The sequence below is a fragment of the Sphingomonas sp. ASV193 genome, assembly GCF_040203355.1.
GTDB lineage: Bacteria > Pseudomonadota > Alphaproteobacteria > Sphingomonadales > Sphingomonadaceae > Sphingomicrobium.
Window position 1 is genome coordinate 33,604 of record NZ_JBEHBW010000003.1, and the last position, 24,678, is coordinate 58,281.

The 24,678-nt window shown below is 70.1% G+C and carries 26 protein-coding genes; 9 read left to right on the forward strand and 17 right to left on the reverse strand.

What is annotated here, in order from left to right; all coding sequences use genetic code 11:
* Nucleotides 1–30 precede the first annotated feature (30 nt).
* Nucleotides 31–297 (reverse strand): RNA-binding S4 domain-containing protein, encoded by a 267-nt coding sequence (locus ABDK56_RS06355; protein ID WP_349807337.1) that lies wholly within the window; start codon nucleotides 295–297, stop codon nucleotides 31–33.
* A gap of 3 nt (nucleotides 298–300) precedes the next feature.
* On the reverse strand, nucleotides 301–2,898 hold the full coding sequence (locus ABDK56_RS06360) for a helicase-related protein (protein ID WP_349807338.1): 2,598 nt from the start codon (nucleotides 2,896–2,898) through the stop codon (nucleotides 301–303).
* A 66-nt stretch (nucleotides 2,899–2,964) separates the two neighbouring features.
* On the opposite strand from ABDK56_RS06360, the gene ABDK56_RS06365 reads away from it, so the two are divergent.
* On the forward strand, nucleotides 2,965–4,464 hold the full coding sequence (locus ABDK56_RS06365; protein WP_349807340.1) for a M23 family metallopeptidase: 1,500 nt from the start codon (nucleotides 2,965–2,967) through the stop codon (nucleotides 4,462–4,464).
* A gap of 144 nt (nucleotides 4,465–4,608) precedes the next feature.
* Here the strand turns inward: ABDK56_RS06365 and ABDK56_RS06370 are convergent, their stop codons facing one another.
* Both ABDK56_RS06370 and ABDK56_RS06375 read right to left on the reverse strand, forming a co-directional pair.
* On the reverse strand, nucleotides 4,609–4,809 hold the full coding sequence (locus ABDK56_RS06370) for a hypothetical protein (protein WP_349807341.1): 201 nt from the start codon (nucleotides 4,807–4,809) through the stop codon (nucleotides 4,609–4,611).
* An 8-nt stretch (nucleotides 4,810–4,817) separates the two neighbouring features.
* Entirely contained in the window at nucleotides 4,818–5,048 is a 231-nt protein-coding gene (locus ABDK56_RS06375; protein ID WP_349807342.1) for a cold-shock protein, read from the reverse strand.
* A gap of 294 nt (nucleotides 5,049–5,342) precedes the next feature.
* Here ABDK56_RS06375 and ABDK56_RS06380 point away from each other — a divergent pair, with 294 nt between their 5' ends.
* The gene (locus ABDK56_RS06380; protein ID WP_349807343.1) at nucleotides 5,343–5,507 is read left to right on the forward strand and encodes a hypothetical protein; all 165 of its coding nucleotides are present in this window, start codon (nucleotides 5,343–5,345) and stop codon (nucleotides 5,505–5,507) included.
* The gene (locus tag ABDK56_RS06385; RefSeq protein WP_349807344.1) at nucleotides 5,504–5,698 is read left to right on the forward strand and encodes a hypothetical protein; all 195 of its coding nucleotides are present in this window, start codon (nucleotides 5,504–5,506) and stop codon (nucleotides 5,696–5,698) included. Before ABDK56_RS06380 ends, ABDK56_RS06385 begins: the two co-directional genes overlap by 4 nt.
* Before the next feature lie 22 nt (nucleotides 5,699–5,720).
* Here ABDK56_RS06385 and ABDK56_RS06390 read toward each other — a convergent pair whose 3' ends face one another.
* The 6 genes from ABDK56_RS06390 to ABDK56_RS06415 form a co-directional block, all read right to left on the reverse strand.
* On the reverse strand, nucleotides 5,721–6,050 hold the full coding sequence (locus ABDK56_RS06390) for a hypothetical protein (protein WP_349807345.1): 330 nt from the start codon (nucleotides 6,048–6,050) through the stop codon (nucleotides 5,721–5,723).
* A gap of 17 nt (nucleotides 6,051–6,067) precedes the next feature.
* Nucleotides 6,068–7,765, reverse strand: coding sequence for an ATP-binding protein (locus ABDK56_RS06395; RefSeq protein ID WP_502959272.1), 1,698 nt, complete (start codon nucleotides 7,763–7,765; stop codon nucleotides 6,068–6,070).
* Between the two features lie 71 nt (nucleotides 7,766–7,836).
* Nucleotides 7,837–8,556 (reverse strand): TIGR02186 family protein, encoded by a 720-nt coding sequence (locus tag ABDK56_RS06400; RefSeq protein WP_349807793.1) that lies wholly within the window; start codon nucleotides 8,554–8,556, stop codon nucleotides 7,837–7,839.
* Nucleotides 8,557–8,597: 41 nt separating this feature from the next.
* Nucleotides 8,598–9,509, reverse strand: a complete 912-nt coding sequence (locus ABDK56_RS06405) for a sulfite exporter TauE/SafE family protein (protein WP_349807347.1) — start codon at nucleotides 9,507–9,509, stop codon at nucleotides 8,598–8,600.
* 52 nt (nucleotides 9,510–9,561) lie between these two features.
* Nucleotides 9,562–10,656 carry a hypothetical protein gene (locus tag ABDK56_RS06410; RefSeq protein ID WP_349807349.1) on the reverse strand — a complete coding sequence of 365 codons (1,095 nt, stop codon included), beginning with the start codon at nucleotides 10,654–10,656 and terminating at the stop codon, nucleotides 9,562–9,564.
* On the reverse strand, nucleotides 10,653–12,029 hold the full coding sequence (locus ABDK56_RS06415; protein ID WP_349807350.1) for a glycosyl transferase family protein: 1,377 nt from the start codon (nucleotides 12,027–12,029) through the stop codon (nucleotides 10,653–10,655). Before ABDK56_RS06415 ends, ABDK56_RS06410 begins: the two co-directional genes overlap by 4 nt.
* Nucleotides 12,030–12,179: 150 nt before the next feature.
* Between ABDK56_RS06415 and ABDK56_RS06420 the strand changes: the two genes are divergently transcribed.
* The 3 genes from ABDK56_RS06420 to ABDK56_RS06430 are packed head-to-tail and all read left to right on the forward strand — an operon-like array spanning nucleotide 12,180 to nucleotide 15,197.
* A complete protein-coding gene (locus ABDK56_RS06420; RefSeq protein WP_349807352.1) occupies nucleotides 12,180–12,653 on the forward strand; it encodes a hypothetical protein in 474 nt (157 codons plus the stop codon).
* Between the two features lie 26 nt (nucleotides 12,654–12,679).
* Nucleotides 12,680–13,885: a dual-specificity RNA methyltransferase RlmN gene (gene rlmN / locus ABDK56_RS06425; RefSeq protein ID WP_349807353.1), complete on the forward strand. Its 1,206-nt coding sequence runs from the start codon at nucleotides 12,680–12,682 to the stop codon at nucleotides 13,883–13,885.
* 31 nt (nucleotides 13,886–13,916) lie between these two features.
* Complete coding sequence (locus ABDK56_RS06430) at nucleotides 13,917–15,197, forward strand: class I SAM-dependent methyltransferase (protein ID WP_349807354.1); 1,281 nt, start codon at nucleotides 13,917–13,919, stop codon at nucleotides 15,195–15,197.
* A 33-nt stretch (nucleotides 15,198–15,230) separates the two neighbouring features.
* On the opposite strand, the gene ABDK56_RS06435 is transcribed toward ABDK56_RS06430, so the two are convergent.
* Nucleotides 15,231–15,908, reverse strand: a complete 678-nt coding sequence (locus tag ABDK56_RS06435) for an EF-hand domain-containing protein (RefSeq protein WP_349807355.1) — start codon at nucleotides 15,906–15,908, stop codon at nucleotides 15,231–15,233.
* A 127-nt stretch (nucleotides 15,909–16,035) separates the two neighbouring features.
* On the opposite strand from ABDK56_RS06435, the gene ABDK56_RS06440 reads away from it, so the two are divergent.
* Both ABDK56_RS06440 and ABDK56_RS06445 read left to right on the forward strand, forming a co-directional pair.
* Nucleotides 16,036–17,253 (forward strand): argininosuccinate synthase, encoded by a 1,218-nt coding sequence (locus ABDK56_RS06440; protein ID WP_349807356.1) that lies wholly within the window; start codon nucleotides 16,036–16,038, stop codon nucleotides 17,251–17,253.
* 37 nt (nucleotides 17,254–17,290) lie between these two features.
* Nucleotides 17,291–18,922: a hypothetical protein gene (locus tag ABDK56_RS06445; protein WP_349807357.1), complete on the forward strand. Its 1,632-nt coding sequence runs from the start codon at nucleotides 17,291–17,293 to the stop codon at nucleotides 18,920–18,922.
* Here ABDK56_RS06445 and ABDK56_RS06450 read toward each other — a convergent pair.
* Genes ABDK56_RS06450 through ABDK56_RS06460 form a run of 3 tightly spaced genes read right to left on the reverse strand, consistent with a single transcriptional unit; the run spans nucleotide 18,837 to nucleotide 20,940 of the window.
* Nucleotides 18,837–19,574 carry a class I SAM-dependent methyltransferase gene (locus ABDK56_RS06450; protein WP_349807358.1) on the reverse strand — a complete coding sequence of 246 codons (738 nt, stop codon included), beginning with the start codon at nucleotides 19,572–19,574 and terminating at the stop codon, nucleotides 18,837–18,839. The two genes, ABDK56_RS06445 and ABDK56_RS06450, sit on opposite strands and share 86 nt — an antisense overlap.
* Nucleotides 19,574–20,521 (reverse strand): glycosyltransferase family 2 protein, encoded by a 948-nt coding sequence (locus ABDK56_RS06455; protein WP_349807359.1) that lies wholly within the window; start codon nucleotides 20,519–20,521, stop codon nucleotides 19,574–19,576. The genes ABDK56_RS06450 and ABDK56_RS06455 overlap by 1 nt, the downstream gene beginning before the upstream one ends.
* On the reverse strand, nucleotides 20,518–20,940 hold the full coding sequence (locus tag ABDK56_RS06460) for a GtrA family protein (protein WP_349807361.1): 423 nt from the start codon (nucleotides 20,938–20,940) through the stop codon (nucleotides 20,518–20,520). The genes ABDK56_RS06455 and ABDK56_RS06460 overlap by 4 nt, the downstream gene beginning before the upstream one ends.
* A gap of 134 nt (nucleotides 20,941–21,074) precedes the next feature.
* Between ABDK56_RS06460 and ABDK56_RS06465 the strand changes: the two genes are divergently transcribed.
* The gene (locus ABDK56_RS06465) at nucleotides 21,075–22,856 is read left to right on the forward strand and encodes an AcrB/AcrD/AcrF family protein (RefSeq protein ID WP_349807362.1); all 1,782 of its coding nucleotides are present in this window, start codon (nucleotides 21,075–21,077) and stop codon (nucleotides 22,854–22,856) included.
* 7 nt (nucleotides 22,857–22,863) lie between these two features.
* On the opposite strand, the gene ABDK56_RS06470 is transcribed toward ABDK56_RS06465, so the two are convergent.
* From ABDK56_RS06470 to ABDK56_RS06480, 3 genes are read right to left on the reverse strand one after another with little or no spacing between them, the layout of a single operon-like run.
* Nucleotides 22,864–23,493, reverse strand: coding sequence for a MarC family protein (locus tag ABDK56_RS06470; protein WP_349807363.1), 630 nt, complete (start codon nucleotides 23,491–23,493; stop codon nucleotides 22,864–22,866).
* Complete coding sequence (folD, locus tag ABDK56_RS06475) at nucleotides 23,490–24,377, reverse strand: bifunctional methylenetetrahydrofolate dehydrogenase/methenyltetrahydrofolate cyclohydrolase FolD (RefSeq protein ID WP_349807364.1); 888 nt, start codon at nucleotides 24,375–24,377, stop codon at nucleotides 23,490–23,492. Before folD ends, ABDK56_RS06470 begins: the two co-directional genes overlap by 4 nt.
* Nucleotides 24,374–24,676, reverse strand: coding sequence for a YggT family protein (locus ABDK56_RS06480; RefSeq protein ID WP_349807365.1), 303 nt, complete (start codon nucleotides 24,674–24,676; stop codon nucleotides 24,374–24,376). The genes folD and ABDK56_RS06480 overlap by 4 nt, the downstream gene beginning before the upstream one ends.
* Nucleotides 24,677–24,678 lie beyond the last annotated feature (2 nt).

Genomic DNA, 24,678 nt, shown 5'->3' on the forward strand with positions numbered 1-24,678 from the left:
GCGATAAGCTCCTGTTGGTCGGGCCAAGCGCTATTGCGTGGGCGCGGCCTCGTCAATCTCCCGGTAGGCGAGGCGCGCCTCGGCGGGCGGCCCGCGCCGGCTCGGCAGCGCGAGCACCTCGATAATCCGCACCCGGCCGTGGAGCGGGAGCGCGACGATGCTCCCGGCGCGGACCGCGTCGCTCGCCTTCAGCGCGCGGCGGCCGTCGATGCGGACATGGCCCTGGCCGACGAGGCCGTGCGCCTGGGTGCGGCTTTTGATCAGGCGGATGAAGAAGAGGTAGCGGTCGATCCGCACGGGTCAGGGCTTGGGGCGCGACGGGCGGCGAAGCTCGGCGAGCGCGGCGAAGGCGTTGGCGGCGGCGGGCGCGGCGGCCTTGCGCGGGCGCTCGCGGTGGCGGGTGCCGCGCCATTTCCACGCCTCGCCGGCCGGGCCAAAAGCAGGGACGAAGCCGACCTCGGCCATCAGCTGGCGGATCGCGACCGCGTCGAGCCCGAGGCTGGTGGCGAGCGCGGCATCGACGATGTCGGTGCGCCCCGCCTGTTTCGCGGCATGGGCGTGGGCGGCGAGCCGGTCGGCGAGGTCGAGCCTAAGCCAGCGCGGGCCGATCCGGCGGAAGGCGAGCGCGGCGCCGCGCGGGTCGGCCTCGCCGTCCAGCGTCGCCGCCGAAGGATCGGGGAGGCGCGGCAGCGGCTGGCCCGCGCGGACCGCCTGGAGCGCGGCGCGCCAGCGCTGGGCGGCGGGCTTGAGCAAGGGGGGGAGGAATAGGTCGAGCGCGCCGAGCCGGACCTTGAGCCGGTGGAGCGCGTGGCGGTCGGCCTTGTCGAGCTGGGCAAGCTGCTGGGTCAGCGCGCGGCGCGGGAGCACTCCGCCGGCATCGACCAGCATCGCCGCGAGCGCGCGCACGCCGGGGGTCGCGGCCTTGTCGGTAGCGGTCGCGGCGAGGCGGCGCAGGGGCGCGAGGTGGCGGTCGAGCTGGCGATCGAGCCAGCCTTCGAGCCGGGCGCGAAGTTCGGCACGGCGCGGGGCGCTCAGCCGGTCGAGCGGGCGGACGGTGCGCACCGCGGGTTCGAGCAGCGAGCGGCCGGGGGCGAGGCGCGCGAGGAGGTGGCCGCCGTCGCTCGCGGCGATGGCGAGCGCGGGGCCGTCCTCGACCAGCGCGAAGGCCTCGTCGGGGGCGTCGAGCAGCGCCTTCGCGCGCCGGTCGAGCTCGTCGCCCAACCGGCGTTCGGCGGCGGCGAGGAGGAGGCGCTTGTCGGCGTGGCGCGCGGCCGGGTCGACGCGGAACTCGAACCCCGCGAGGTGGCCGATCGGCTCGGGCCCGACGCTGACCTCGCCGTCGGCGGCGACGGTGACCGGAAGCGCGTCGGCGCCGCGCGCGCCGATGTCGCGGACGAGGACGGCGGTGCGGCGGTCGACAAACCGCTGGGTGAGCGCGCCGTGGAGCGCGTCGGAGAGGCGCGCTTCGACGGCGCGCGTGCGTTCGGCCCACTTGGTCGGCTCGGCCAGCCAGTCGGCGCGCTGGGCGATATAGGCCCAGCTGCGAACCCCGGCGAGCCGGTCGGCGAGCGCCTCGATGTCGCCCGCGACATTGTCGAGCCGGGCGACCTCGGCGGCGAACCATTCGTGCGGGACATGGTCGCCGTCACACAGGTAATTGTAGAGGCGGCGGACCATGCGCGCATGGTGCATGGGCCCCACTTTCCGGAAATCGGGCAGCCCGCACGCCGCCCACAGCCGGCGGGCGCGCTTGTCGGTCGCGGCGGCGATCGCGGGATCCTCGGCGATCAGCTTGAGCACCGCGAGGTCGATCGCGGTCGGGGCGGGGCGGAGCAGCGGGTCGTCGCTCTTCGCCTCGAGGCTGCGGATGAGGTCGGCGACGCTGGTGAAGTCGAGGTCGCTGCTGCGCCAGTAGAGATGGTCGAGCGGGCGGAAGCGATGCTCCTCGATCGCGGCGATTTCTTCCTCGCTGAACTCGGGCGCGGCTTCGCCGCCGAGCGACAGCGTGCCGAAGCTGCCGTCCTTCTGGTGGCGCCCGGCGCGGCCCGCGATCTGCGCCATTTCGGGGATGGTGAGGCGGCGGTCGCGACGGCCGTCGAACTTGTCGAGCCCGGCGAAGGCGACATGGGCGACGTCCATGTTGAGCCCCATGCCGATCGCGTCGGTGGCGACGAGATAGTCGACCTCGCCGCGCTGGAACATCGCCACCTGCGCGTTGCGGGTGGCGGGGGAGAGTGCGCCCATCACCACCGCCGCGCCGCCCTTGAACCGGCGCAGCATCTCGGCCAGGGCATAGACCTGCTCGGCGGAGAAGGCGACGATCGCGGCGCGCGGGGGCAGGCGCGACAGCTTGGCGCTGCCCGCGTAGCGCAGCGTCGAGAAGCGCGGGCGGGTGACGATCTCGGCCTCGGGCAGCAGCTGGCGGATCAGCGGCTTCAACGTTTCCGAACCGAGGATCAGCGTCTCCTCGCGGCCGCGCGCGCGCAGCAGCCGGTCGGTGAAGACGTGGCCGCGTTCGGGGTCGGCGCCGAGCTGCGCCTCGTCGATCGCGGCAAAGGCGAACTGGTCGGGGAAGGGGCCTTCGTGACGACGGTCCGCGCGGCCGGTGCGGACCGGCATCGATTCGGCGGTGGCGAGGACGTAGCGCGCCTGCGGGGGGACGATCCGCTCCTCGCCGGTCAGCAGCGCGACCGATTTCTCGCCCTTGATCGCGACGACGCGGTCGTAGACCTCGCGCGCCAGCAGGCGCAGCGGGAAGCCGATCACTCCCGACGAATGGGCGCACATCCGCTCGATCGCCAAGTGGGTCTTGCCGGTGTTGGTGGGCCCGAGGATGGCCCGCAGGATGCCGTCGTTGGGGGCGGCCATGCCGACAATGTGGCGCGCTTTCCGGGCCATGCAAGCGGGTTGCGACGAGGCGAACCCTATACGCCTTCTTAACCATGATGGCCGAAAGAGGGGGCCATGTACCAGTGGCGCGATTTCCGGGCGGACGGGGGCGGGGCGGTGTTCGTCTCGCCGCGAAGCTTCGCGCCCCGCGCGGCGGGTTTCGGACGCGCCGACCTCGACCGGCGCCACTGGCTGGCGGTCGACCTGTCGCGCGACCTGTTCACGAAGCGGTGGTGGCAGGGGGCGGGAACGCTTGCGCTGCTGGTCGCGATCGCGATCGCGGTGACGCCCGCGCCCGAGCCGCTGCCGGGGCTGGGCGAAGGGATCGACCCGGCGCAGGCGCGCTACCTGTCCGACCTCGGCGTCGCGCCGGCGCGGCTGGGCGGGCGGAGCGGCGGGGCGATGGCGGCGGGGCCGGCGGTCGCGCCGCTCGCCGAGGCGCCGGTCGCCAACGGGGTGACGGTCAACGCGATGCTGGGCGCGGGCGACCGGATCGGCGCGCTGCTGATGCGGCTGGGGGCCGACAGCGGCGACGCGGTCAGGGTCGACGCGCTGGTCCGCGCGGCGGCGCCGTCGGGAGTCGACGACATGGTGCCGGTGGCGATCCGGCTCGGCCCGGCGGGGGCGGGGGGCAAGCGCCGCGTCGAGCGGGTCTCGCTGCGCCCGACGATGGCGCTCGACCTAGGCATCGTCGCCGAGGACGGCGGCTTTGTCGCGCGGCGAACCGCGCTGCCGGTCGACGCGACCCCGCGCCGGGTGCGCGGGCGGGTCGGCAATTCGCTCTATTTCTCGCTGCGCAGCGCGGGGGTGCCGGCCGACACCGCGGCGGAGTATCTCAAGGCGCTGGCGACCAAGATCGACGTCGGCAGCGACCCGGCGGCGGACGACCAGTTCGACCTGGTGATCGCCAACAAGCGGTCGTCGAGCGGGGTCAGCAAGTCGGGGCCGCTGCTTTACGCCGGGCTCGAGCGGACGCTGGGGCCGTCGGTGCAGCTGATGAAATGGGCCAGCGGCGGAAAGGCCGGGTGGACCGACGCCGACAGTTTGGAGACGCCGGGCTTCGGTGGGTTTGGAGGGGGTTTTGGGGGCGCTTCGGGCGGGCTGATCTGGCCGGTCAACGCGCCGATCACCTCGACCTTCGGGATGCGCTATCACCCGATCCTGCACATCACGCGGATGCACAAGGGGATCGATTTCGGCGCCCACTGGGGCCAGCCGATCGTCGCCGCCGCCGACGGGCAGGTGGTGCGCGCGGGCTGGGCCGGGGGCTATGGCCAGCAGGTCCGGCTGGCGCACGGCGGCGGGCTCGACACCAGCTACAACCACATGAGCCGGATGGTCGTCGCGCCGGGGCAGGTGGTTCGGCAGGGGCAGCTGATCGGCTATGTCGGCAGCACGGGGCTTTCGACCGGGCCGCACCTGCACTTCGAGGTGACTCGCGGCGGCGTGGCGGTGAACCCGATGGGGGTGCGCATGGAGACGGCCGCCGTCGCCCGCGCCCCGACCCCCGACACCGGCATGGTGGCCAAGTTCAGGGCACGGATGAAGGCGTTGCTCGGCAGCGCCCGGGGCTAGCCGCGCTAACCGAGGATTTGGAGGACGGCGGCGAACGCGAGCGGGTCGCGCGGCCGACGGGGGGTGGAAACCGCGCGGTCGCGAAGGGCGAGCGGGCGCGGCATGACCGGCAATCGCCGGAACGTCGATACGATCGTCATATAATTACTTCGACTGCTGGGCAGCCTTATGTCTTTCCTGTTGTTCGCGGCCGTGTTCGGCCCGTTCGACCTGGTCGGCGAGTTGCGTCCAGGCCGCCTGGGACCGGCGGCAACGCTCCTTCACATGAGAGAGCGTCGCCGCGTCGCCTTGCCGCCGCGCCTCGTCGGCGCGATCGAGATAGAATTGGAGGGTCTTGCTGTTCACCGACGGCCTTAGTCGGCCGCGGGGGCAGCGGCGTCGGCTTCCTTGAGGTTGACGGCACTGGTCTTGCCGTTGCGGCCTTCCTCGAGATCGTAGGACAGGCGCTGATTCTGGGTCAGCGTGCGCAGCCCCGCGCGTTCGACCGCCGAGATGTGGACGAAGGCGTCGCCCTCGCCGGTATCCGGCTGGATGAAGCCGAAACCCTTGGCGTCATTGAAAAATTTTACGGTGCCGATCGGCATGATGAAATGTCCTTCTTCGAGATCGCGAGCCGAACGCCGGTTCGCGGTTGCTAAGAGCAGCGATAAAAGAAGGAAATAGCAGCCGCAAAGCGCCGAAAACCGTCATTTGCGACTGGTAGCGATTCGGCATGTACCCCTATTCTTCCAGAAAAGATAGGGCTCATCAAAATATTAAGCCAAATTAGGCGAAGGTCGCGATGTCTGCTATGGAAGGAAAATCGCGTTGACCGATTTTTCCGGCATGGTCGCGACTGAGAGACTAAATGCGCTCTTGCTGTTGTCAGGAGCCGTCCCTTGGATCTCAATTATCTTCATCAACGCCTTGCGGTCAGCCTGGTCCAGGCCGAGCGCGCCACCTGCGAAGCCTCGCAGCTCGCGCATGGCGAACTCGCCCGGCGCTATGCCGCGCAGATCGCCGAGGCGCGCCGGGTCGTCTGCTGCGAGGAGGGGGCGCGGTGAGCGTACACACCCCGGGCATCATCGAGCGGGCGTTCCAGCTCGCGCAGGATTCGACCACCGTCGACCAGATCCGCGGACAGCTTCGACGCGAAGGATACAGCAGCGTCGATGCCCACCTGATGGGCCGCAAGATCCGCGGCGACCTGGTCCGCATCATGCGGCTGGCGGTGGCGGCATCAGTGCCGGTCTGAGCCGGCAGCGTTGCCCTAAGCGCTAGGCCGCGCTTTTCGCCCGATGCCGCCGGCAGCTGTGCGGGTTGACCTCGAGCGCGACGCCCTTGAGCGTGCCGTCGATGTCGTCGCCGATACGGCAGGTCGCCGGATCGCCGAGCCGGAGCATGCCCCGACCGTCGATGGCGTGGGGCGCGTGGGCGATGACCAGCGTGTAGGGTCGGCGGGTGCCCTCGGCATAGAGGCCGGTGACCCGGGCGACGACCGGGTGCGCGGGAAGCGCGGAGCCGTGGCCAGCAATGACGAAGATCGCGGCCATCGCGGCGGCGCCGACCGCGGCGAGGCCGATGCCGATCCGGTCGCGCAGGCGCATCGCGTCAGGCCCGTGCCTCAGCGGCCGTGACCGCGCCACCTCTTGATGGTGCGGTCGATGATCCCCGCCTCGTCGCCGGTCTCGCGCCACAGGGCGGCGAAGCTGGGGTCGCTCGACGCCGGGCGCTTTTCGGGTTCGAGGTCGTCGAAGCGAACGCGGATCGGGATGGCGACGCCTTCGCCGCAGACGATGCATTCGCGGTTGCGAAGCGCCGGGATGGCGTCGAGGAAGCCGCGCGCGCCTTCGGGCATCGCCGCGCGGACGCAGGCCTGGTCGCGGTCGTTGTTGAGGCGCATCGAGACCAGCGTGCCGCACTGCGACAGCACGCCCTCGGCAAGGTCGGACGGACGCTGAGTGATGAGGCCGAGCGAGACGCCGTACTTACGGCCTTCCTTGGCGATCCGCTCGAGGATCTTGCGCACGGCCTGGCCGCGCGCATTCTCGTCCTTGGGGACGTAGCGGTGGGCTTCCTCGCAAACGAGGAGGATCGGGCGCTGCGCCTCGGTGCGCGACCAGATCGCATAGTCGAACACCATCCGCGCGAGCACCGAGACGACGACGCTGGTGACTTCGGACGGAACGCCCGAGACGTCGACGATGCTGATCGGCTTGCCGTTGGCGGGGAGGCGGAACAGTTTCGAGAGCAGGCTGCCGAGCGTATCGCTGACCAGCATGCCCGAGAACATGAAGGTGTAGCGCGGGTCGGCCTTCAGCTCGTCGAGCTTCGACTTCAGCCGCTGGTAGGGGGTCGCCTCGCCCGCGCGGTCGAGCTTGCCCATTTCGTTGACGATGATCGCGTTGAGGTCGGACAGCAGATAGGGGATCGGGCTGTCGACGGTGACCTTGCCGTACTTGTCGGCTTCCTTGCCCTTGGTGCGCGCGGCGAGCAGGCACTTGGCGATGATATCGGCGTCGCGTTGCCGCTCGGCCCCGTCGCTGGTCAGCAGCACCTCGCAATGCTCCTCGAAATTGAGCAGCCAGTAGGGGAGCTGGAGATTGTCGACGTTGAACAGCTCGCCGCACGACTTGAACGCGGCCGAATATTCGCCGTGCGGGTCGATCATCACGATGTGCCCTTCGGGCGACAGCTGCGAGATGCGGTGGAGGACGAGCGCGACCGAGGTCGACTTGCCGGTGCCGGTACTGCCCAGGATCGCGAAATGCTTCGAGAGCATCGGGTCGACGTAGAGCGCGCCGCGGATGTCGTCGGTCGGGTAGACGGTGCCGATCTCGACGTGCGGCTCGTCCGAGGCGGCGAAGATCGCGCGCATGTCCTCGGTCGAGACGGGGACGATGTCGTTGCCCGGGATCGGGTAGCGGGTGACGCCGCGGCGGAAATTGGACAGGCGACCGCGCGAATCCTCGGTGCCTTCGCCGAGGAAGTCGATGTTGGCGATCACGCCCGCGTCGAGGTCGGCCTTCAGCGTGCGGACGTTGGCGATCAGCCAGCTGTTGCCGACCTTCATCTTGACCTGGCTGCCGACCTGTCCCGACTGGGCGATCGACGGGTCGGGATCGGCCATGTTCTCGGCCAGCTTGTCGGGGTGCATCATCACCTTGCTCCCCGAGCCGGCGATTTCGAGCACCTTGCCGATCGGCGGGAGCTTGGCCGACGGCGACGGCGGGGCGCTGGCGCCCGAGGTGGCGGCGGCATCGTCGTCCGAAAAGCTGCTCATCTGGTCGAGGAAGCTGCGCAGGTTGTTTTCGTCGGACATGATGCTGGGTGGCCCCCGATGGCTGGTTACGGAAGCGCCGTTTACCACACATCGGTTAACTTTGTCCTGCCCTACGCACCGCGGCGGCGGAAGGCGGCGGCGGCGGCCCAGCCGAGCCCGAGCGAGAGCAGCACCGAGGCGATCCCGTAATAGACCCCGTGGCGGCGCGCGGCGACCGCGATCCAGCGTTCGGTCCCGGCCTTGTCGATCTGGACGTCGCGGGTCGCGGCGGCGATCACCTTGCCGCGGTCGATCAGGAAGGTCTCGGCCTGGTAGGTGCCGACCGGGACCTGGCTTGGGATCGAGATGCGCGCGCGGTAGAGGACGCCGTCGCTGATTTCGACCCCGCCGGGGCTTTCGGCGTAGAGTCCCTGGCGACGGCGCAGGTCGAGGAGGCCGGCCTCGAACCGCCGTTCCTTGTCGGGCAGCGCGCCGCCGCCGGGCGAGAGCTGGAGATCGTGGAGGTCGATCTCGTAGATCGCGGCGGTGCGCTCGTCGACCAGCTGGCGTACCGGGCGCGAGGAAGCGACCGCGTAGAAGGAGGGGGCCGAGCGGAAGCGGTTCGAATCGGCGTTCATCCACATCCCCGCGATCTTCTGCTTTTCGCGCACGACGATCGGCTCGACCGGGCCGCGCAGCACGACGACGATGTCGGCCGGGGTGGCGGGGGCCTTGCCGCCGGGATAGACGATCGCGCCGAACAGCAGCAGCTGCGCGCCCGAGAAGCTGTAGCGGATCTCGACCTGGCGCGCCGAGACGTCGGGGACCAGCACCGGCTTGGCCTGCCCCATCAGCAGCGGCGCGGCGAGCGCGAGGAGGGCGGCGGCGCGTCTCACAGATATTCGATCGAGTAGATTTCGCCCGGGCGCCAGGCGAGGCCGAGCGCCATCCGCCCGGCGACGAGCAGGATCATCACCGCGAGCGCGAGGCGCAGCTTGTCGGGCTTGAGCCGGGTGGCGAGGATGGTGCCGTACTGCGCGCCGATCACCCCGCCGACGAGCAGCAGCGCGGCGAGCACGATGTCGACCGAATGGGTGGTGACCGAATGGATCATCACCGACACCGCGCTGGTCGCGAGGACCATCAGCAGGCTGGTGCCGACAACGAAGCGCGAGCTCATGCCGAGCAGGTAGATCATCGCCGGGATGAGGATGAAGCCGCCGCCGACCCCGAGCAGCACGGTGAGCATGCCAGTGACCAGCCCGATCACCCCCGGCGCGACCGGCGAGACGTAGAGCCCCGAGGTGGTGAACCGCCAGCGCAGCGGCAGCGAGGCGATCCAGCGCTTGTGGCGAGCGGGGGGGCGGGCGGCGTCGGGCGCGGCGAGCCAGCCCTGCGCGACCATCGCGTCGCGAAGCATCAGCGCGCCGATCGAGCCGAGCAGCAGGACGTAGAGCAGGCTGATCATCAGGTCGACCTGCCCCGACTTCTGGAGCAGTCGGAAGACGAGCGAGCCGGCGAGGCTGCCGACCGTGCCGCCGGCGATCATCACCAGCCCCATCTTCACGTCGACCGCGCCGCGCCGCCAGTGGGTGAGGAAGCCCGACACGCTCGCCCCGGCGATCTGGGTGGTCGAACTGGCGACCGCGATGCTCGGCGGGATTCCGTAGAAAATCAGCAGCGGGGTGGTGAGGAAGCCGCCGCCGACCCCGAACATCCCCGACAGCACGCCGACCGCGCCGCCCAGCATGATCATCAGCAGCGCGTTGACCGACTGGCCGGCGATGGGGAGGTAGATATCCATGAACCGCGGCCCACGCTGCCCCAAGCGGATGGCGGAATAAAGGCCCGCGGCGTCAGAAATCCCCGGCGAGGGTGATCACCGGGCCCGATCCCGGCCGCGCATTGCCCGCCGCCTTGTAACGATAGTCGAGGTGGACCCTGAGGTTCTTGCGCGGGCGGACCGAGAGGCGCGGGCCGATGTCGAGCCGGCTGACCCCGGGCTGGATCCCGCCCCACACCCCGATCCCGGCCCAGAAGCGGTGGAGGAACTTGCGGGTCGCGGTGGCCGAACCCTCGGCGAACAGGTCGCGGTGTTTGAGCCCGACGACCCCGCCCTGCGCATAGGCGTCGAGGATCATGCCGGCGGGCAGCGGCTGGTCCCACAGCCCGGTCTCGGCGAACAGGGCGAAGGCCGAGCGGCCGCCGCTTCGCCCGAGGAGCTGGCGGCGCTCGGCGGTGAAGGCGAGGGGAATCCGCGCGAACGGCTGGACGCGAAGCCCGAGCGCGGCCTCGCCCCCCATCGTGCGGTTGCCGATCGGCGCGGTGAGCCGGAGGCTGGCGGCGAAGCGACGGTCGAACCGGTAGAGCAGCCGCATCCCGCCCTCGCTTCCGCCCAGCGTCCCGCCGGGGGCGAGCGCGCGGGTCGACTGGGCGAGCCGGTCGTTGCGGACCAGCGCCCAGCTGGTCAGCTGGAGCCGGTCGAACTTCGCCGCGACCATCGGCGGCGGGCTGCCAAGCGGGGCGGGGGCGCCCGCCGAGCCGCCGTCGACCTGTTGCAGCGGCCAGTCGCGCAGCGGGCGCGGCGATCGGCCATAGGCAGGCGGGGCGTCAGCGAGGTCCCAGCCGGGGGCGGGATCGGCGAGCGCGTAGCGCGCGCGGACCCGCGGGGCCGACACCGGGGCGTAGCTCGGCGCGTAGCCCGCGGGGAGATAGTAGACGATGTTCGGCGGCGCCGCCGGGAGCGGCGTCATGGCGTCGGTCGGCACGGGCGCGGCGCCGGGCGGCGGCAGGGTCAGCGGGTCGAGCCCGGCGAGCGCGGGGGTCGATCGCTCGGGCAGCGCCGGGGCGGGCTCGGGCAGGCGGGTGTCGGGAGTCATCGCCAGCAGCGCGCTTCGCGCGACCACCCAGCCGCCGAGGACGAGGACGAGGAAGCGGGTCGGGGCGCTCATGACCGGCCCATCGCGGGAAGCTCGCGCGGAAAAGTGTGCGCGGTCTTGTCCCACTGGCGCGGGCCGCCGCCGAAATGGAGCCGCGCCGCGCGCCACGAGGCGGCGATGGCGATGACGTTGCCGACCAGCAGCCGGGGCAGCGCGCGAAGCCCCTCGCCGAGCCCGTAGGCGTAGGCGGTGAAGATCATCCGCATCGCGACGTGCCACGCCAGCAGCACCGCGTTGGCGAGGAGCAGCAGGCGAAGCCCGGGCGAGGGGGTGAAGCCGACCGGCGCGCCGAGCGCGCGGGCGAGCGCGAGCTGCCCCCAGAGCAGCGCGGCGAGATAGCCGACCGCGAGCAGCACCGCCGCCATCGGCCCGCGCCGGTCGCGCATCCGGAACCAGCGCTCGCCGAGCCCGCCGGTCCAGCCGAGCCGGTCCCAGCCGCTCATCGCGATCCCGCCGATCCAGCGCGCCTTCTGCCGCACCGCCGCGCCCATCGTCGTCGGGAAATGGCCGCGGCTGGCGACCACCGCGCCGCCGCCGGTGCCCGCCGCCATCCGCACGAACATCGTCTTGAGCCCGAGCGCGCCGAGGCGCAGCCCCATCTCGTAATCCTCGGTCATGCTGGCATCGGCGAACGGGCGGCCGTCGTGGCGCGCGGCGAGCCGGTCGAGCGCGCCGCGTTCGAGCCCGCAGCCGACCCCGGCGAGCGGGATCGCCGCGCCGACCGCCTCGCGCACCACCAGTTCCTTGACGTGCGCCTCGGCGAACTCGTCGGCATAATGGCCCGCGACCCAGCGCGAGCCGGGGTCGAGCAGCGGGACGACCGGGAGCTGGACCACCGCGGCGCGCTCGACCAGCCGGTCGAACAGGCGAAGCTCGAGCGGGTCGACCACGTCCTCGGCGTCGTGGAGCACGACTGCCTTGAAGCGGTGCGCGTCGGCGACCTCGTCGGCGGTCATCGCGGCGTAGAGCCGGTTGAGGCAGTCGGCCTTGGTGGTCGGGCCGTCGACCCCGATGTCGATCGCGCGGACGCGCGGGTCGGCGACGCTGGCGATCGCCGCGGCGGTCGCCGGGTCGTTGCGGTAATGGCCGACGTAAAGCCGGTAGTCGGGATGGTCGAAGCGGGCGAGCGCGGCGCGGAGCATCGGCGCGATCACCGCCGATTCGTCCCAGGCGGGAACCAGCACCGCGATCCGCCCGGTCGGCGGGGGCAGGCGATCGGCGAAGGCGCGCGGGAAATGGCGATAGACGGTCGCCGAGCGCCAGAAGGTGCGCGTGAAATAGATCAGGTCGACCGCGAGGTCGTCGATCGCGAACAGGAAGAAGCCGACCCCCGCGAACAGCGCGAGCTCGCCGGTCGCCGCCGACAGGAGTTGCGGCAGGCTCACGCGCCGCGTCTCGAATTACTGGATACGCCCACGACGATCGCGACCCCCCGCGAAATCCGTCCGAGCGGGGGAATTGATTCCATAATGGATCGGACTTGGCAAGCGCCGCCGCCGATTGAGCCGCGCGCGATCCGCGCCTAGCGTGGCGCGATGTTGCTCGCCCTCCTGTTCGCCGCGCAGACGCCGCCGGCAACTATCGTCGCCGCCGACGGACACTGGGCCGCGCTTCGGCGGGGGGCGACGTGCGAGGCGGCGAGCCTGTCGCTGCGCGGCACCGCGGGGCAGCGGCCGCCGGCGCGCGCGAGCCTGGCGTTCGACGCGCCGGGCGGGGTCCGTCGCGGGCAGTTCGCGGTGCGGCTCAACCGCCCCGCGCGCGACGGGGCGAGCGTGCTGGCGACGATCGGCAAGCAGCCGTTCCTGCTGGTCGGGCGCGGCGAGTGGGCGTGGAGCAACGGGGCGGCGCAGGACGCGGCGATCATCGCCGCGCTTCGCGCCGGGGGCTGGATGTCGGTGCAGAGCCGCGCGGCCAACGGCGGGGCGATCGTCGACCAGTATGACCTCAGCGGTGCGCCGACCGCGATCGACGCCGCCGCGGCGTGCGCGGCGGGACTGGCAAAACGCTGAGGCTTCAACTACATGGCCCGCCTGCCATGAGTGCCGACACCGCCCTGATGCCGATCCCCGGCACCGTCGATCCCGTGCCCGTGCACCGCGCCGGCGCACCGCCGCGCGCCGACGGGCGGGTCGAGCTGGTCGGCAAGTCGAAGGAGGCGATCCGCGCCGCGCTCGCGGACGCCGGGCTCGAGCCGAAGCAGGCCAAGCTTCGCGCCAAGCAGATCTGGCACTGGATCTACAATCGCGGGGTGTCGGACTTCGCGGCGATGACCGACATCGCCAAGGCGCAGCACGGCTGGCTGGCCGAGCGGTTCGCGATCACCCGGCCCGACGTCGTCGAGGCGCAGGTGTCGAACGACGGCACGCGCAAGTGGCTGCTGAAGACCCACGACGGCCACGAGTTCGAAATGGTGTTCATCCCCGACGCCGACCGGGGAACGCTGTGCGTGTCGAGCCAGGTCGGCTGCACGCTCAACTGCCGCTTCTGTCATACCGGGACGATGGCGCTGGTCCGCAACCTCGAGCCGGCGGAGATCGTCGGGCAGGTGATGCTGGCGCGCGACGCGCTCGGCGAATGGCCCAAGCCGGGCGAAGAGAACCACGGCGCCGAGGGGCGGATGCTGACCAACATCGTGATGATGGGGATGGGCGAGCCGCTGTATAATTTCGACAATGTCCGCGACGCGCTGAAGATCGTGATGGACGGCGACGGGCTGGGGCTCAGCAAGCGGCGGATCACGCTGTCGACCTCGGGCGTGGTGCCGATGATGGAAAAGGCGGGCGAGGAGATCGGGGTCAACCTCGCCGTCTCGCTCCACGCGGTGACCAAGGAGGTGCGCGACGAGATCGTGCCCCTCAATCGCAAATATGGCATCGAGGAATTGCTCTCCGCCTGCGCCGCCTATCCGGGCGCGAACAATGCGCGGCGGATCACCTTCGAATATGTGATGTTGAAGGACAAGAACGACAGCGACGCCGACGCGCGCGAGCTGGTGCGGCTGATCAAGGCGTACAAGCTGCCGGCGAAGGTGAACCTGATCCCGTTCAACCCGTGGCCGGGCGCGGCCTACGAATGTTCGACGCCCGAGCGGATCAGGGCGTTCAGCGGCATCGTGTTCGACGCGGGCATCTCGGCCCCCGTCCGCACCCCGCGCGGGCGCGACATCGACGCGGCGTGCGGCCAGCTCAAGACTGCCGCCGAGAAAAAGCGGCGGTCCGAGGTCTTGAACGCGGGCGAATGAGCCGCCACGGTCGGCGCCAGAGGGAGTGACCATGGCGTTGATCGGCCGACTGCTTGGAACGTTGATGACCCGCGGGCGGCTGACGCTCGTCATGCCCGACGGCAGCCGCGACACCTATGGCCCCGGCGGCGATGGCGGGCACCTGACCGTCCGCTTCACCGACAAGCGCGTCGCCTTCGACATCGTCCGCAATCCGCGGCTCGGCTTCGGCGAGGCCTATATGGACGGGCGGATCGTGATCGAGGACGGGACGATCCTGCAGCTGATGGAAATGCTGCTCGGCGCCAATCGCTGGGAGGACGGCGGGGCGGGGCGCAAGGCGATCGCCACCGGGCGGGTCGCGGCGCTGAAGTCGCTGTTCCGGCGCAACCCGGCCAAGCGGTCGCGCAAGAACGTCGCGCATCATTACGACCTGTCGGACGAGCTGTACGAACTCTTCCTCGACGGCGACCGGCAATACAGCTGCGCCTATTTCACCGATCCGGGCAACGGGCTCGACCAGGCGCAGGCCGACAAGAAGGCGCATATCGCCGCCAAGCTCTACCTGAAGCCGGGGCAGCGGGTGCTCGACATCGGCTGCGGCTGGGGCGGGACCGCGCTCTACCTAAACCGCGTCGCCGACGTCGACGTGCTCGGCATCACGCTGTCGGAGGAGCAGTTGAAGGTCGCGCGGCGGCGCGCCGAGGAGGCGGGGGTCGCCGACCGGGTCAAGTTCGAGCTGATCGACTATCGGGCGCTCGACGGGCGGTTCGACCGGATCGTGTCGATCGGCATGTTCGAGCATGTCGGCGCGGCGCACTACACCGAATTCTTCGCCAAGTGCCGCGAGCTGCTGGCCGACGACGGGGTGATGCTGCTCCACACCATCGGCAAGCTCGGCAGCGAGGGGACGCCCGACCCGTTTACCGACAAGTGGATCTTCCCCGGATACCACCTCCCCTCGATCAGCGGGATCTGCGCGGCGACCGAGCCGCTGCGGCTGATCGTCAGCGACATCGAGGTGCTGCGGCTGCATTACGCCTACACGCTGCGCCATTGGCTGGCGCGCACCGAGGCGGCGAAGGCCGAGATCGTGAAGCTCTACGACGAGCGCTTCTTCCGGCTTTGGGAATTCTACCTGGCGGGCGGAATCGTGATGTTCGAGACCGGGGCGGCGTGCAATTTCCAGGTGCAGTACATCCGCGACCGCCGCGCGGTGCCGATCACTCGCGACTACATGGCCGAGGCCGAGGCGCGCTACCGGGCGATCGGCGACGGGCTCGGCGCGCCCAAGAAAAAGGCGCGCGCCAGGCGGGTACGCGAACCCGCCTGACGCTGCCCCAATAGCAGCGCCACCAGCGGGCGCTTAATTGCCGCGCTTCATGTCCATTGGCATCATGTGGCCGCGGTTGGCCTTGCGCTCGTCGGGGGTGAGGACGCCGTCGTGGTTGGTGTCCATCATGTCGAAATGCTGCGCGGCGACCGCCTGCACTTCCTGAAGCGTGATCCGCCCGTCGTGGTTGAGGTCGGCCATGCGCAGCATCCCCGCGCCGCCGCCCATCCCGCCCCGGCCGCCATGATGCATGCCGTGCATCGCCTGCATGTCGCCGGCCATCGGCTGGGCGCCGGGCTGGGTTGGGTCGTTCTGCATCACGATGCGGCGCTGCTCGATCCGGACTTGGCGGCCGGCGGCGAATTCCTGGCGGCTGAGAACGCCGTCATGGTTGGTGTCGAGCCGGTCGAAGGCGGCGTTGGGGTTGGCCATCGCCCCTTCGCTGCGCTTCCACTGGCCGCCACCGGGCGCCCGCTTCCAGCCGCCGCCCTGCGCCTGGAGCGCGTTGAGTTCGTCGGCGGTCACGATCCCGTCGTGGTTGGTGTCGGCGCGCTGGAAGGCGGCGACCGCGCGCTGGATGAACTCGGCGCGGGTGATCGACTTGCCGCCGCCCTGCTGGGCCATCGGCGCCATCGGCGCGGGCGCGGCGGTTTGGGCCGGGAGCGGGGCCGCGATCGCCAAGACCGCGCCGGCGAGAAGCAGTTTGCTCATGCTTGTTCACTCCTGATCGAAAGAGGCGCGAAGTCTATCGCCGGCACCTGTATGGCGCTTGAATAGGCGGGGCATGGGTGGCAAGGGCGCGCGGGGCGTATTTCCGACGCGATTACAGGAGCTTTCCTTGGCCGATTCCATTCGCCGCGTGGTGCTCGCCTTTTCGGGCGGGCTCGACACCAGCGTGATCCTGAAATGGCTCCAGCAGACCTACAACTGCGAGGTGGTGACCTTTACCGCCGACCTGGGGCAGGGCGAGGAGCTGGGTCCGGCGAAGGCCAAGGCCGAGCTGATGGGGGTGAAGCCCGAGCATATCTTCATCGACGACCTGCGCGAGGAGTTCGTCGCCGACTACGTGTTCCCGATGATGCGCGCCAACGCGCTCTACGAGGGGCTGTACCTGCTCGGCACCTCGATCGCGCGGCCGCTGATCGCCAAGCGCCAGATCGAGATCGCGCATGCCGTCGGCGCCGACGCGGTCAGCCATGGCGCGACCGGCAAGGGCAACGACCAGGTTCGTTTCGAGCTCGGCTACTACGCGCTCGACCCCGACATCAAGGTCATCGCCCCGTGGCGCGAATGGGACCTGACCAGCCGCACCGCGCTGATCGACTTCGCCGAGAAGAACCAGATCCCGGTGCCCAAGGACAAGCGCGGCGAAAGCCCGTTTTCGACCGACGCGAACCTGCTCCATACCTCGAGCGAGGGGAAAGTGCTCGAAGACCCGTGGGAGGAAGTGCCCGACTATGTCTATTCGCGCACCGACGACCTCGTCGCCGCGCCCGACACGCCCGAGGAGATCACGATCGACTTCAAGGCCGGCGACGGGGTCGCGGTCAACGGCGAGGCGCTGTCGCCCGCGGCGCTGCTGACCAGGCTCAACGCGCTCGGCAAGCGGCACGGGATCGGGCGGCTCGACCTGGTCGAGAACCGCTTTGTCGGGATGAAGAGCCGCGGCATGTACGAGACCCCGGGCGGGACCATCTACGCGGTCGCGCACCGCGCGATCGAGCAGCTGACGCTCGACCGCGGGGCGGCGCATCTCAAGGACGAGCTGATGCCGCGCTATGCCGAGCTGATCTACAACGGCTTCTGGTTCGCGCCCGAGCGCGAGATGCTGCAGGCGGCGATCGACCATAGCCAGGCCAAGGTCGAGGGGACGGTGCGGATGAAGCTCTACAAGGGCGGGGTCCATGTCACGGGCAGGAAGTCGCCGCACTCGCTGTACAGCGAAAAGGTGGTGACCTTCGAGGACGACGCCGGCGCCTACGACCAGCGCGACGCCGAGGGGTTCATCAAGCTCAACGCGCTCCGGCTTCGTTTGCTGGGACGGCGCGATCGATGATCACGCCTTTGGGCCTGCTGGGTCGCCGCGGGAGCTGATGCAGGCGCCCGAGATCCTGGCCCACGAGGCCGCCCCGGCGCCGAGCCCGAAGGGCGCGCCGCGGCCGTGGTGGGAGGGGCGGCCCTACGTGGTGGCGATGATCCTCGTCGCCTTCATCCCGCTCCTCTACCCGAGCTTTCCGCCGCTGGTCGACCTGCCCGGGCACATGGGGCGGTTCCAGGTCGCGGCGACGATCGACACCAGCCCCTACCTCCACCAGTGGTACAGTTTCCGCTGGCGGCCGATCGGCAACATGGGGGTCGACCTACTGGTCGTGCCGCTGGTCAAATATCTGGGCGTCGAGCTGGCGACCAAGCTGGTGGTGATGTCGATCCCGCCGCTCACCGTCGCCGGGATGCTGTGGGTCGCGCGCGAGGTGCACAACCGGCTGCCGCCGACGGTCGCCTTCGCGCTGCCGCTGGCGTTCGGCTATCCGTTCCTGTTCGGCTTCGTCAATTTCGCGCTGTCGATGGCGCTCGCCTTCCTCGGCATGGGGCTGTGGCTGCGGCTGGGGCGGCTGGGCAGGACGCGGCTGCGCACCGCGATCTTCATCCCCTACAGCTTCGTCGTCTATTTCTGCCACACCGTCGGCTGGGGGATGATGGGGCTGATGTGCTTTTCGGCCGAGGCGGTGCGCCAGCACGACCGGGGCCTGAGCTGGTGGAAAGCGATCCTGACCGCGGGATTCCACGCCGCGGCGATGGCCGGGCCGGTGGTGATGATGGCGCTGTGGCGAAGCGACGCGGGCGGCGGGGCGACGACCGGCTTCTGGGACTGGGCGCGCAAGGGCGACTATCTGCTGAAGGTGGTCCGCGACCGCTGGAAATGGTGGGACATCGGCGCGGCGATCCTGTTCCTGCTGCTGCCGATCGCGGCGATCGTCCACCCGAGGCTGACGCTGTCGCGCAACCTGTTCTTCTCGTTCCTGGTGGTCGCCGCCGCCTTTGCGCTGCTGCCGTGGAAAGTGTTCGGCTCGGCCTATGCCGACATGCGGCTGGTGCCCTACGGGGTCGCGCTGATCGTGCTTGCGATCCGCTTCAAGCGGTCGACCGACTTCAAGCTCGCCGGGCGGATCGCGCTGACCGGGGCGGGCTTCTACCTGCTGCGGATCGCGGGCAACATGCTCAGCCTCGGGCTTGCCGCCGATCACCAGGCGCAGATCATCGCCGCGCTCGAGAGGATGCCGCCGGGCTCGCGGGTCGCCTCGATGGTGTGGGCGCCCTGTTCGGGCTGGCCGATGGAGCGCGAATCGCACCTGCCCGCCTTCACCATCATCAAGCGCGATTCGTTCAGCAACGACCAGTGGCGGCTTGCCGGGGCGGCGCTGCTGACGGTGCACAAGCCCGATTCGGGGGCGTTCGAGGCCGATGCGTCGGAAATCGTGCGCAGCCCGCCGTGCCGCCACCAGGGCTGGTACATCGACACCGCGTTCAGCTACCTGAAGCCCGAGGCGTTCGATTATCTGTGGATCATCGACGCGCCGCCGATCCCCTACCAGCTGGTGCGCGACTGGAAGACCGTCTACTCGGTCCCCGGCTCGCTGCTCATGCGCAAGCGGGGCGCCTCAGAACAGCTACCAGCGACACCCCCGCCGGAAACGGAACCCTACCCGCAAGCCATCGCTCGCTAGCGAATATGCCCTCGAGAAGCTTGTTGAGCGGCGCGGGCGGGAGCGCGTCGTCGCCGCCTTCCTTGCCGGTCAGCTTGCCGATCGCGCGCGCCCCGGCGATCGCCGGGAACAGCAGCGTGTTGAACGGGGTCAAGAGGTCGACCGCGAACCCCGCCTCGCGCGCGAGCGCGTCGATCTCGCGCTTGCGATAGCGGCGGTGGTGATGGTGCGCGACGTCGTGCGCGCTGAACATCCACGGGTTGGCGGGGACGGTGAGCAGCAGCGCGCCGCCGGGCCTCAGCAGGTCGAAGATGGCGGCGAGCGAGGCCCTGTCGTCGGGGACATGTTCGAGCACGTCGAGCAGCGCGACGAGGTCGTAGGCGCCGCGCGCGATGCCATCGAGCTCGGGCAGCCTGCCGACCGCGACCGGGGCGCCGACGCGGCCCGAGGCGATCTTCCCCGCGGCTTCGTCCATCTCGACGCCCTCGACCCGCCCGAAGCTCTTGAGCATCGCCAGGTTGTGACCCGGGCCGCACCCGACCTCGAGGATCCGCGCGTCCTTCGGCGGTTTCGCCACGCGGCGGACGATCTCGTCGAGCACGCGGCGGCGGGCGCGGAACCACCAGTGGGTGTCGCCGAGCTCGGCCATCCGGTCGTAGATATGGCGTTCCACTATTCGCCCCCGATCCGTTCGCGCACGATGTACAAGGGGCGGCCCTTCACCTCGGTCAGGATGCGCCCGACATATTCGCCGAGCACCCCGAGCGAAAGCAGGTTCAGTCCGCCGAGGAACAGGATCGCGACCATCATCGAGGCATAGCCCGGCACCTCGATCCCGAAGGCGAGGGTGCGAACGACGATGAACAGCGCGTAGACAATAGCACCGAGCGCGACGAAACCGCCGAGATAGCTCCATACCCGGAGCGGCAGCGTCGAGGCCGAGGTGATGCCGTCGATCGCCAGCGTCCACAGCTTGACGTAGTTGAACTTGGTCCGCCCGACCTTGCGCTCCTCGCGGTGGTAGCTGACCGCGGTCTGCTTGAACCCCGCCCAGGCGAACAGCCCCTTCATGAAGCGGTTGCGCTCGGGCATCGAGCGGATCACCTCGACCACCCGCCGGTCGAGCAGGCGGAAGTCGCCGGCATGTTCGGGGATCTTGTCGCGGCTGATCCAGTTGTGCGCGCGGTAGTAGAGGTCGGCGGTGAGCCGCTTGGGCAGGCTGTCGGTCTCGCGATTGTCGCGCACGCCGTAGACGACGTCGTAACCTTCGCGCCACTTGGCGACCATCTCGCCGATCACCTCGGGCGGGTCCTGCAGGTCGACGTCGAGCGGGATCACCGCCGCGCCCTTCGCCTCGTCGAGCCCGGCCGACAGCGCGGCCTCCTTGCCGAAATTGCGCGAGAAGCTGATCGCGCGGATCCGCGGGTCGGTGGCGTTGAGCGCCTTCAATTGCGCCAGCGTCGCGTCGCTCGACCCGTCGTCGACGAACAGGATCTCGAACGCGGTCGCGGCGGGATCGGCGAGGCCTTCGAGGATCGGCACCACCCGCTCGGCGAACGGGCCGACCGCGGCTTCCTCGTTCATCACGGGCACGATCAGGCTGAGCTGCATCGCGCTCATGCGTAGACGAACTTGCGGTGAAGCGCGAAGGTCACCAGCGGGGTGAAGAAGACCATCGGGATCGTCGGCCACCAGTTGGGGCCGTGGAGATGCTTGACCAGGTACCAGACGAAGCCCTGGTTGATCGCGTAGCCGAGCAGGTTGACGAGCAGGAAGCGAAAGCCGCGGACATGGTGATTGTCGCGCGCGCCATGGTCCTTGAAGCTGTAGGCGCCGTGGACCGCGTAGCTGATGCCCGAAAAGACGAGGAAGACGATGGTGAAGGCGGTCATCGGCCCCACCCAGCCGGTCTCGGCGAGCAGGTAGAAGCTCGCCGCGACGCCGATGGTGATGATCCCCCCGGCCAGCCCGTAGCGGGCGAGCTGGACCAGCGTCGCGCGATGCTCGGGCTCGAGCCGGTTGATGACGGACTGGACCATGGCTGGAAAAGGCCGTTAGTTTCCAGACCGACAAACCGCAATGGCCGAGAGCGGCGCGGCCCCGTCAGCGCCGTTGCGGGCGGTCACCATGGGCTCTAGAGCGAGCGCGAGTTTTCCAAGGGCCGGGGTGGGACGTGATCGACAGGCTTGAGCGTGACATCGAGCGCCACTGGCGGCTGATCGTGGTCGTCGCGTGGCTCGGCTTCTGCGTCTATTTCCTGTGGCAGAAGCAGGCGGCGATCCACTGGTTCGCGCTCGGCGATACCGACGACAATACCCGCATGGCGCAGGTCCGCGCGTGGCTTACCGGGCAGGGCTGGTACGACCTTCGCCAGCACCGGCTCGACCCCGTCCACGGCGGGGCCAACATCCACTGGTCGCGGCTGGTCGACCTGCCGATCGCCGGGCTGATCCTGCTGTTCCGCCTGTTCGTCGCGCCGATCACGGCCGAGAAATATGCCGCCGCGATCGCGCCGATGATCCCGCTGCTGCCGATGATCTGGGCGCTGGCGCTGACCGCGCGGCGGCTGGTCGGCGCGCTGGCGGTGCCGCTGACGATCGTCGCGCTGTTCATGGCCGGGGCGACGCTCGGCATGGTGCAGCCGCTGCGGATCGACCACCATGGCTGGCAGCTCGCCTTCCTCGCGCTCTCGCTCGCCGGGCTGGCCGATCCCGACCGGCGGCGCGGTGGACTGACCACCGGGATCGCCACCGCGCTCGGCCTGTCGATCGGGCTCGAGATGATCATCTACATGGCGATGATGGGCGTCGCGCAGGTCCTGTTCTGGGTGCAGGACGAGGGCGAGCGCGAGCGGCTGGCGGCCTATGCGCTGAGCCTGTCGGTCGGGACGACGCTGGCGTTCCTGATCTTCGGGTCGAACGACAATTGGCACGCGGTGTGCGACGCGCTGTCGCCGGTGTGGCTGAGCGACGCGCTTGCCGGGAGCGCGCTGCTGGCGGGGCTGGTATTCGTTCGCGGGCTGAGCTGGCAGCGGCGGCTGCTGGTCGCGCTCGGCGCTGGGATCGTGATCGCCGCCTTCCACGCGCTGGCGTGGCCGAAATGCCTGTCGCGGCTCGAGGGAATCAGCCCCGAGGCCGACCAGCTGTGGATGAGCCACGTCCAGGAGGCGCGGCCGATCTGGAAGCATGGCGCCGAAACGACGATGCTGATCCTCGGCCTGCCGGTCGCGGGGCTGATTGGTTACGCTATGATGGCATGGCGCGCGCGGGGGAACGGCGACCTCCAGCGGCGGATCCTCGCGGTGGCGGCGCCGCTGCTGGCGGCGATGCTGCTGCTGGCGTGGCAGACGCGTACCGGGCCGGCGGCGCAGATGATGTCGCTGGTCGGTGCGGCGGGGCTGATCGCGGTGCTGGTGCCGATCGCGCAGGGCTCGCGCTTTTCGGGGGTGCGGGTGGTGGCGACGGTGGTCGCGGTGCTCGCCGGGCTGGGCGCGCTGACCCCGCTGATCGCGACCCAGTTCCCCGAGGAGAAGAAGACCGCCTATTCGAACCGGGTCGACGCCGCCAACCGGCGCTGCCCGACGCTCCCCGCGCTTCGCCCGATCGCGCTACAGCCGAAGGGGATCATCTTCACCTTCGTCGATTTCGGGCCGCGGATCATCGCGATGACTCATCACGACGCGATCACCGGCCCCTACCATCGCAACTACCAGGCGATCGTCGACGTGATGAAGGCGTTCCGCGGCGACGCGGCGCAGGCGCACGCGATCATCGTCGACAAGTATCGCAGCAACTACGTGCTGATCTGCCCCGACCAGTCGAGCGCGACGATCTTCCGGTCCGAAGCGCCGAAGGGCTTCTACGTCCAGCTGGCGGGCGGAAAGGTGCCGAGCTGGCTGCAGCCGGTCGACCTCGGCAAGACCAGCCCGTGGACGATGTGGAAGGTGGTCGGCTGAAGCCGCGCTAGCCCGCGAGCGCGGGGAGCGACTGTTTCAGCCCGTCGATCACGAACTGGGCGGCGAGCGCGGCGAGGATCACGCCGAGGATACGGGTGATCATCGCCTCGAGCTTGGCGCCGATCGCCTTCATCAGCGGCCCGGCGGCGAGCATGGCGAGCAGCGTCAGGACGATCACCGCGGTCATCGCGCCGAGCACGACGCCGCGCTCCTCCCAATTCTCGGCGCGGCTGGCGAGCAGCATGGTCGAGGCGATCGAGCCCGGCCCGGCGATCATCGGGATCGCCATCGGAAAGACGCTGATGTCGGTCGCGGCGTCGCGCTTGACCCCCTCGGCGCGCTCCTCGCGGCGCTCGGTGCGCTTTTCGAACACCATGTCGAGCGCGATCATGAACAGCATGATCCCGCCCGCGAGGCGAAACGCGGGCAGGGTGATGCCGAGCGTATGGAGCAGCGGCTTTCCGAGCAGCGCGAAGAACAGCAGGATCGCCCAGGCAATGGTCGCGCTGCGGATCGCCATCTTGCGGCGGTGGTCGGCGCCGGTCCCCGCGGTCAGCGACGCGAAGATCGGCGCGTTGCCCGGCGGGTCGATGATCACCAGCAGGGTGACGAAGGCGGTGGTGAACAGCTCGATCAAAGCGCGGGGTCGATTTCGAAGCGTTCACGGCGGGCGGCGGAGACCATCGTGTTGCGGATCAGGCAGGCGATGGTCATCGGGCCGACCCCGCCCGGCACCGGGGTGATCGCGCCCGCGACCTCGCTGGCGCCGGCGAAATCGACGTCGCCGACCAGTTTCGAATTTCCCGGGCCCGCCTCGATGCGGTTGATGCCGACGTCGATGACGGTCGCGCCGGGCTTGAGCCAGTCGGCCTTGACCATTTCGGGCCGGCCGACCGCGGCGACGACGATGTCCGCGCCGCGCACGACCTCGGGCAGGTCGCGGGTGCGCGAATGGGCGATGGTGACGGTGCAGCTGGCCGACAGCAGCAGCAGCGCCATCGGCTTGCCGACGATGTTCGAGCGGCCGATGACCACCGCGTTCTTGCCGCTGAGGTCGCCGAGCTCGGCCTCGAGCAGCTTGAGGCAGCCGAGCGGGGTGCAGGCGACGAAGCCGGGGAGCCCGATCGCCAGCCGCCCGGCGTTGACCGGGGAGAAGCCGTCGACGTCCTTGTCGGGGTCGATCCGGGTGATGACGATATTCTCGTCGATCTGCGGCGGCAGCGGGAGCTGGACGAGGATGCCGTCGACCGTCGGGTCGGCGTTGAGCCGGTCGACGAGCGCGAGCAGCGTCTCCTGGCTCGTGTCGGCGGGCAGCTTGTGTTCGAAGCTTTCCATCCCCGCCTCGCGGGTCGCCTTGCCCTTCGAGCGGACGTAGACGCTGCTCGCCGGGTCCTCGCCGACCAGCACCACCGCGAGCCCGGGGGCGCGGCCCGTGGCGGCGCGGAAGCGCGCGACCTCGGCCCCGACCTGCTGGCGAAGCGCGAGCGCGGCGGCCTTGCCGTCGATCCGGCGCGCGGTCACATCGCCCCGTAGAGCAGGCTCGCCTCGGCCCCGGCGAGCAGGCGGCGGAGCATGGCGATCAGCAGCAACACGACCAGCGGCGAAAAGTCGATCCCGCCGAAATCGGGCAGGATGCGGCGTACCGGGCGGTAGAGCGGGTCGAGCAGCCGGTCGAGCCCGACCACCAGCGAGCGGACGAACGGCTGGCTGGTGTTGAGCACGCGAAACGCGACCAGCCAGCTGACGATGACCGAGGCGAAGATGAGGTACGTCAGAAACTGGAGCAGCATCTGGACGATGTCGAAGAGCGCGGAGACCATGG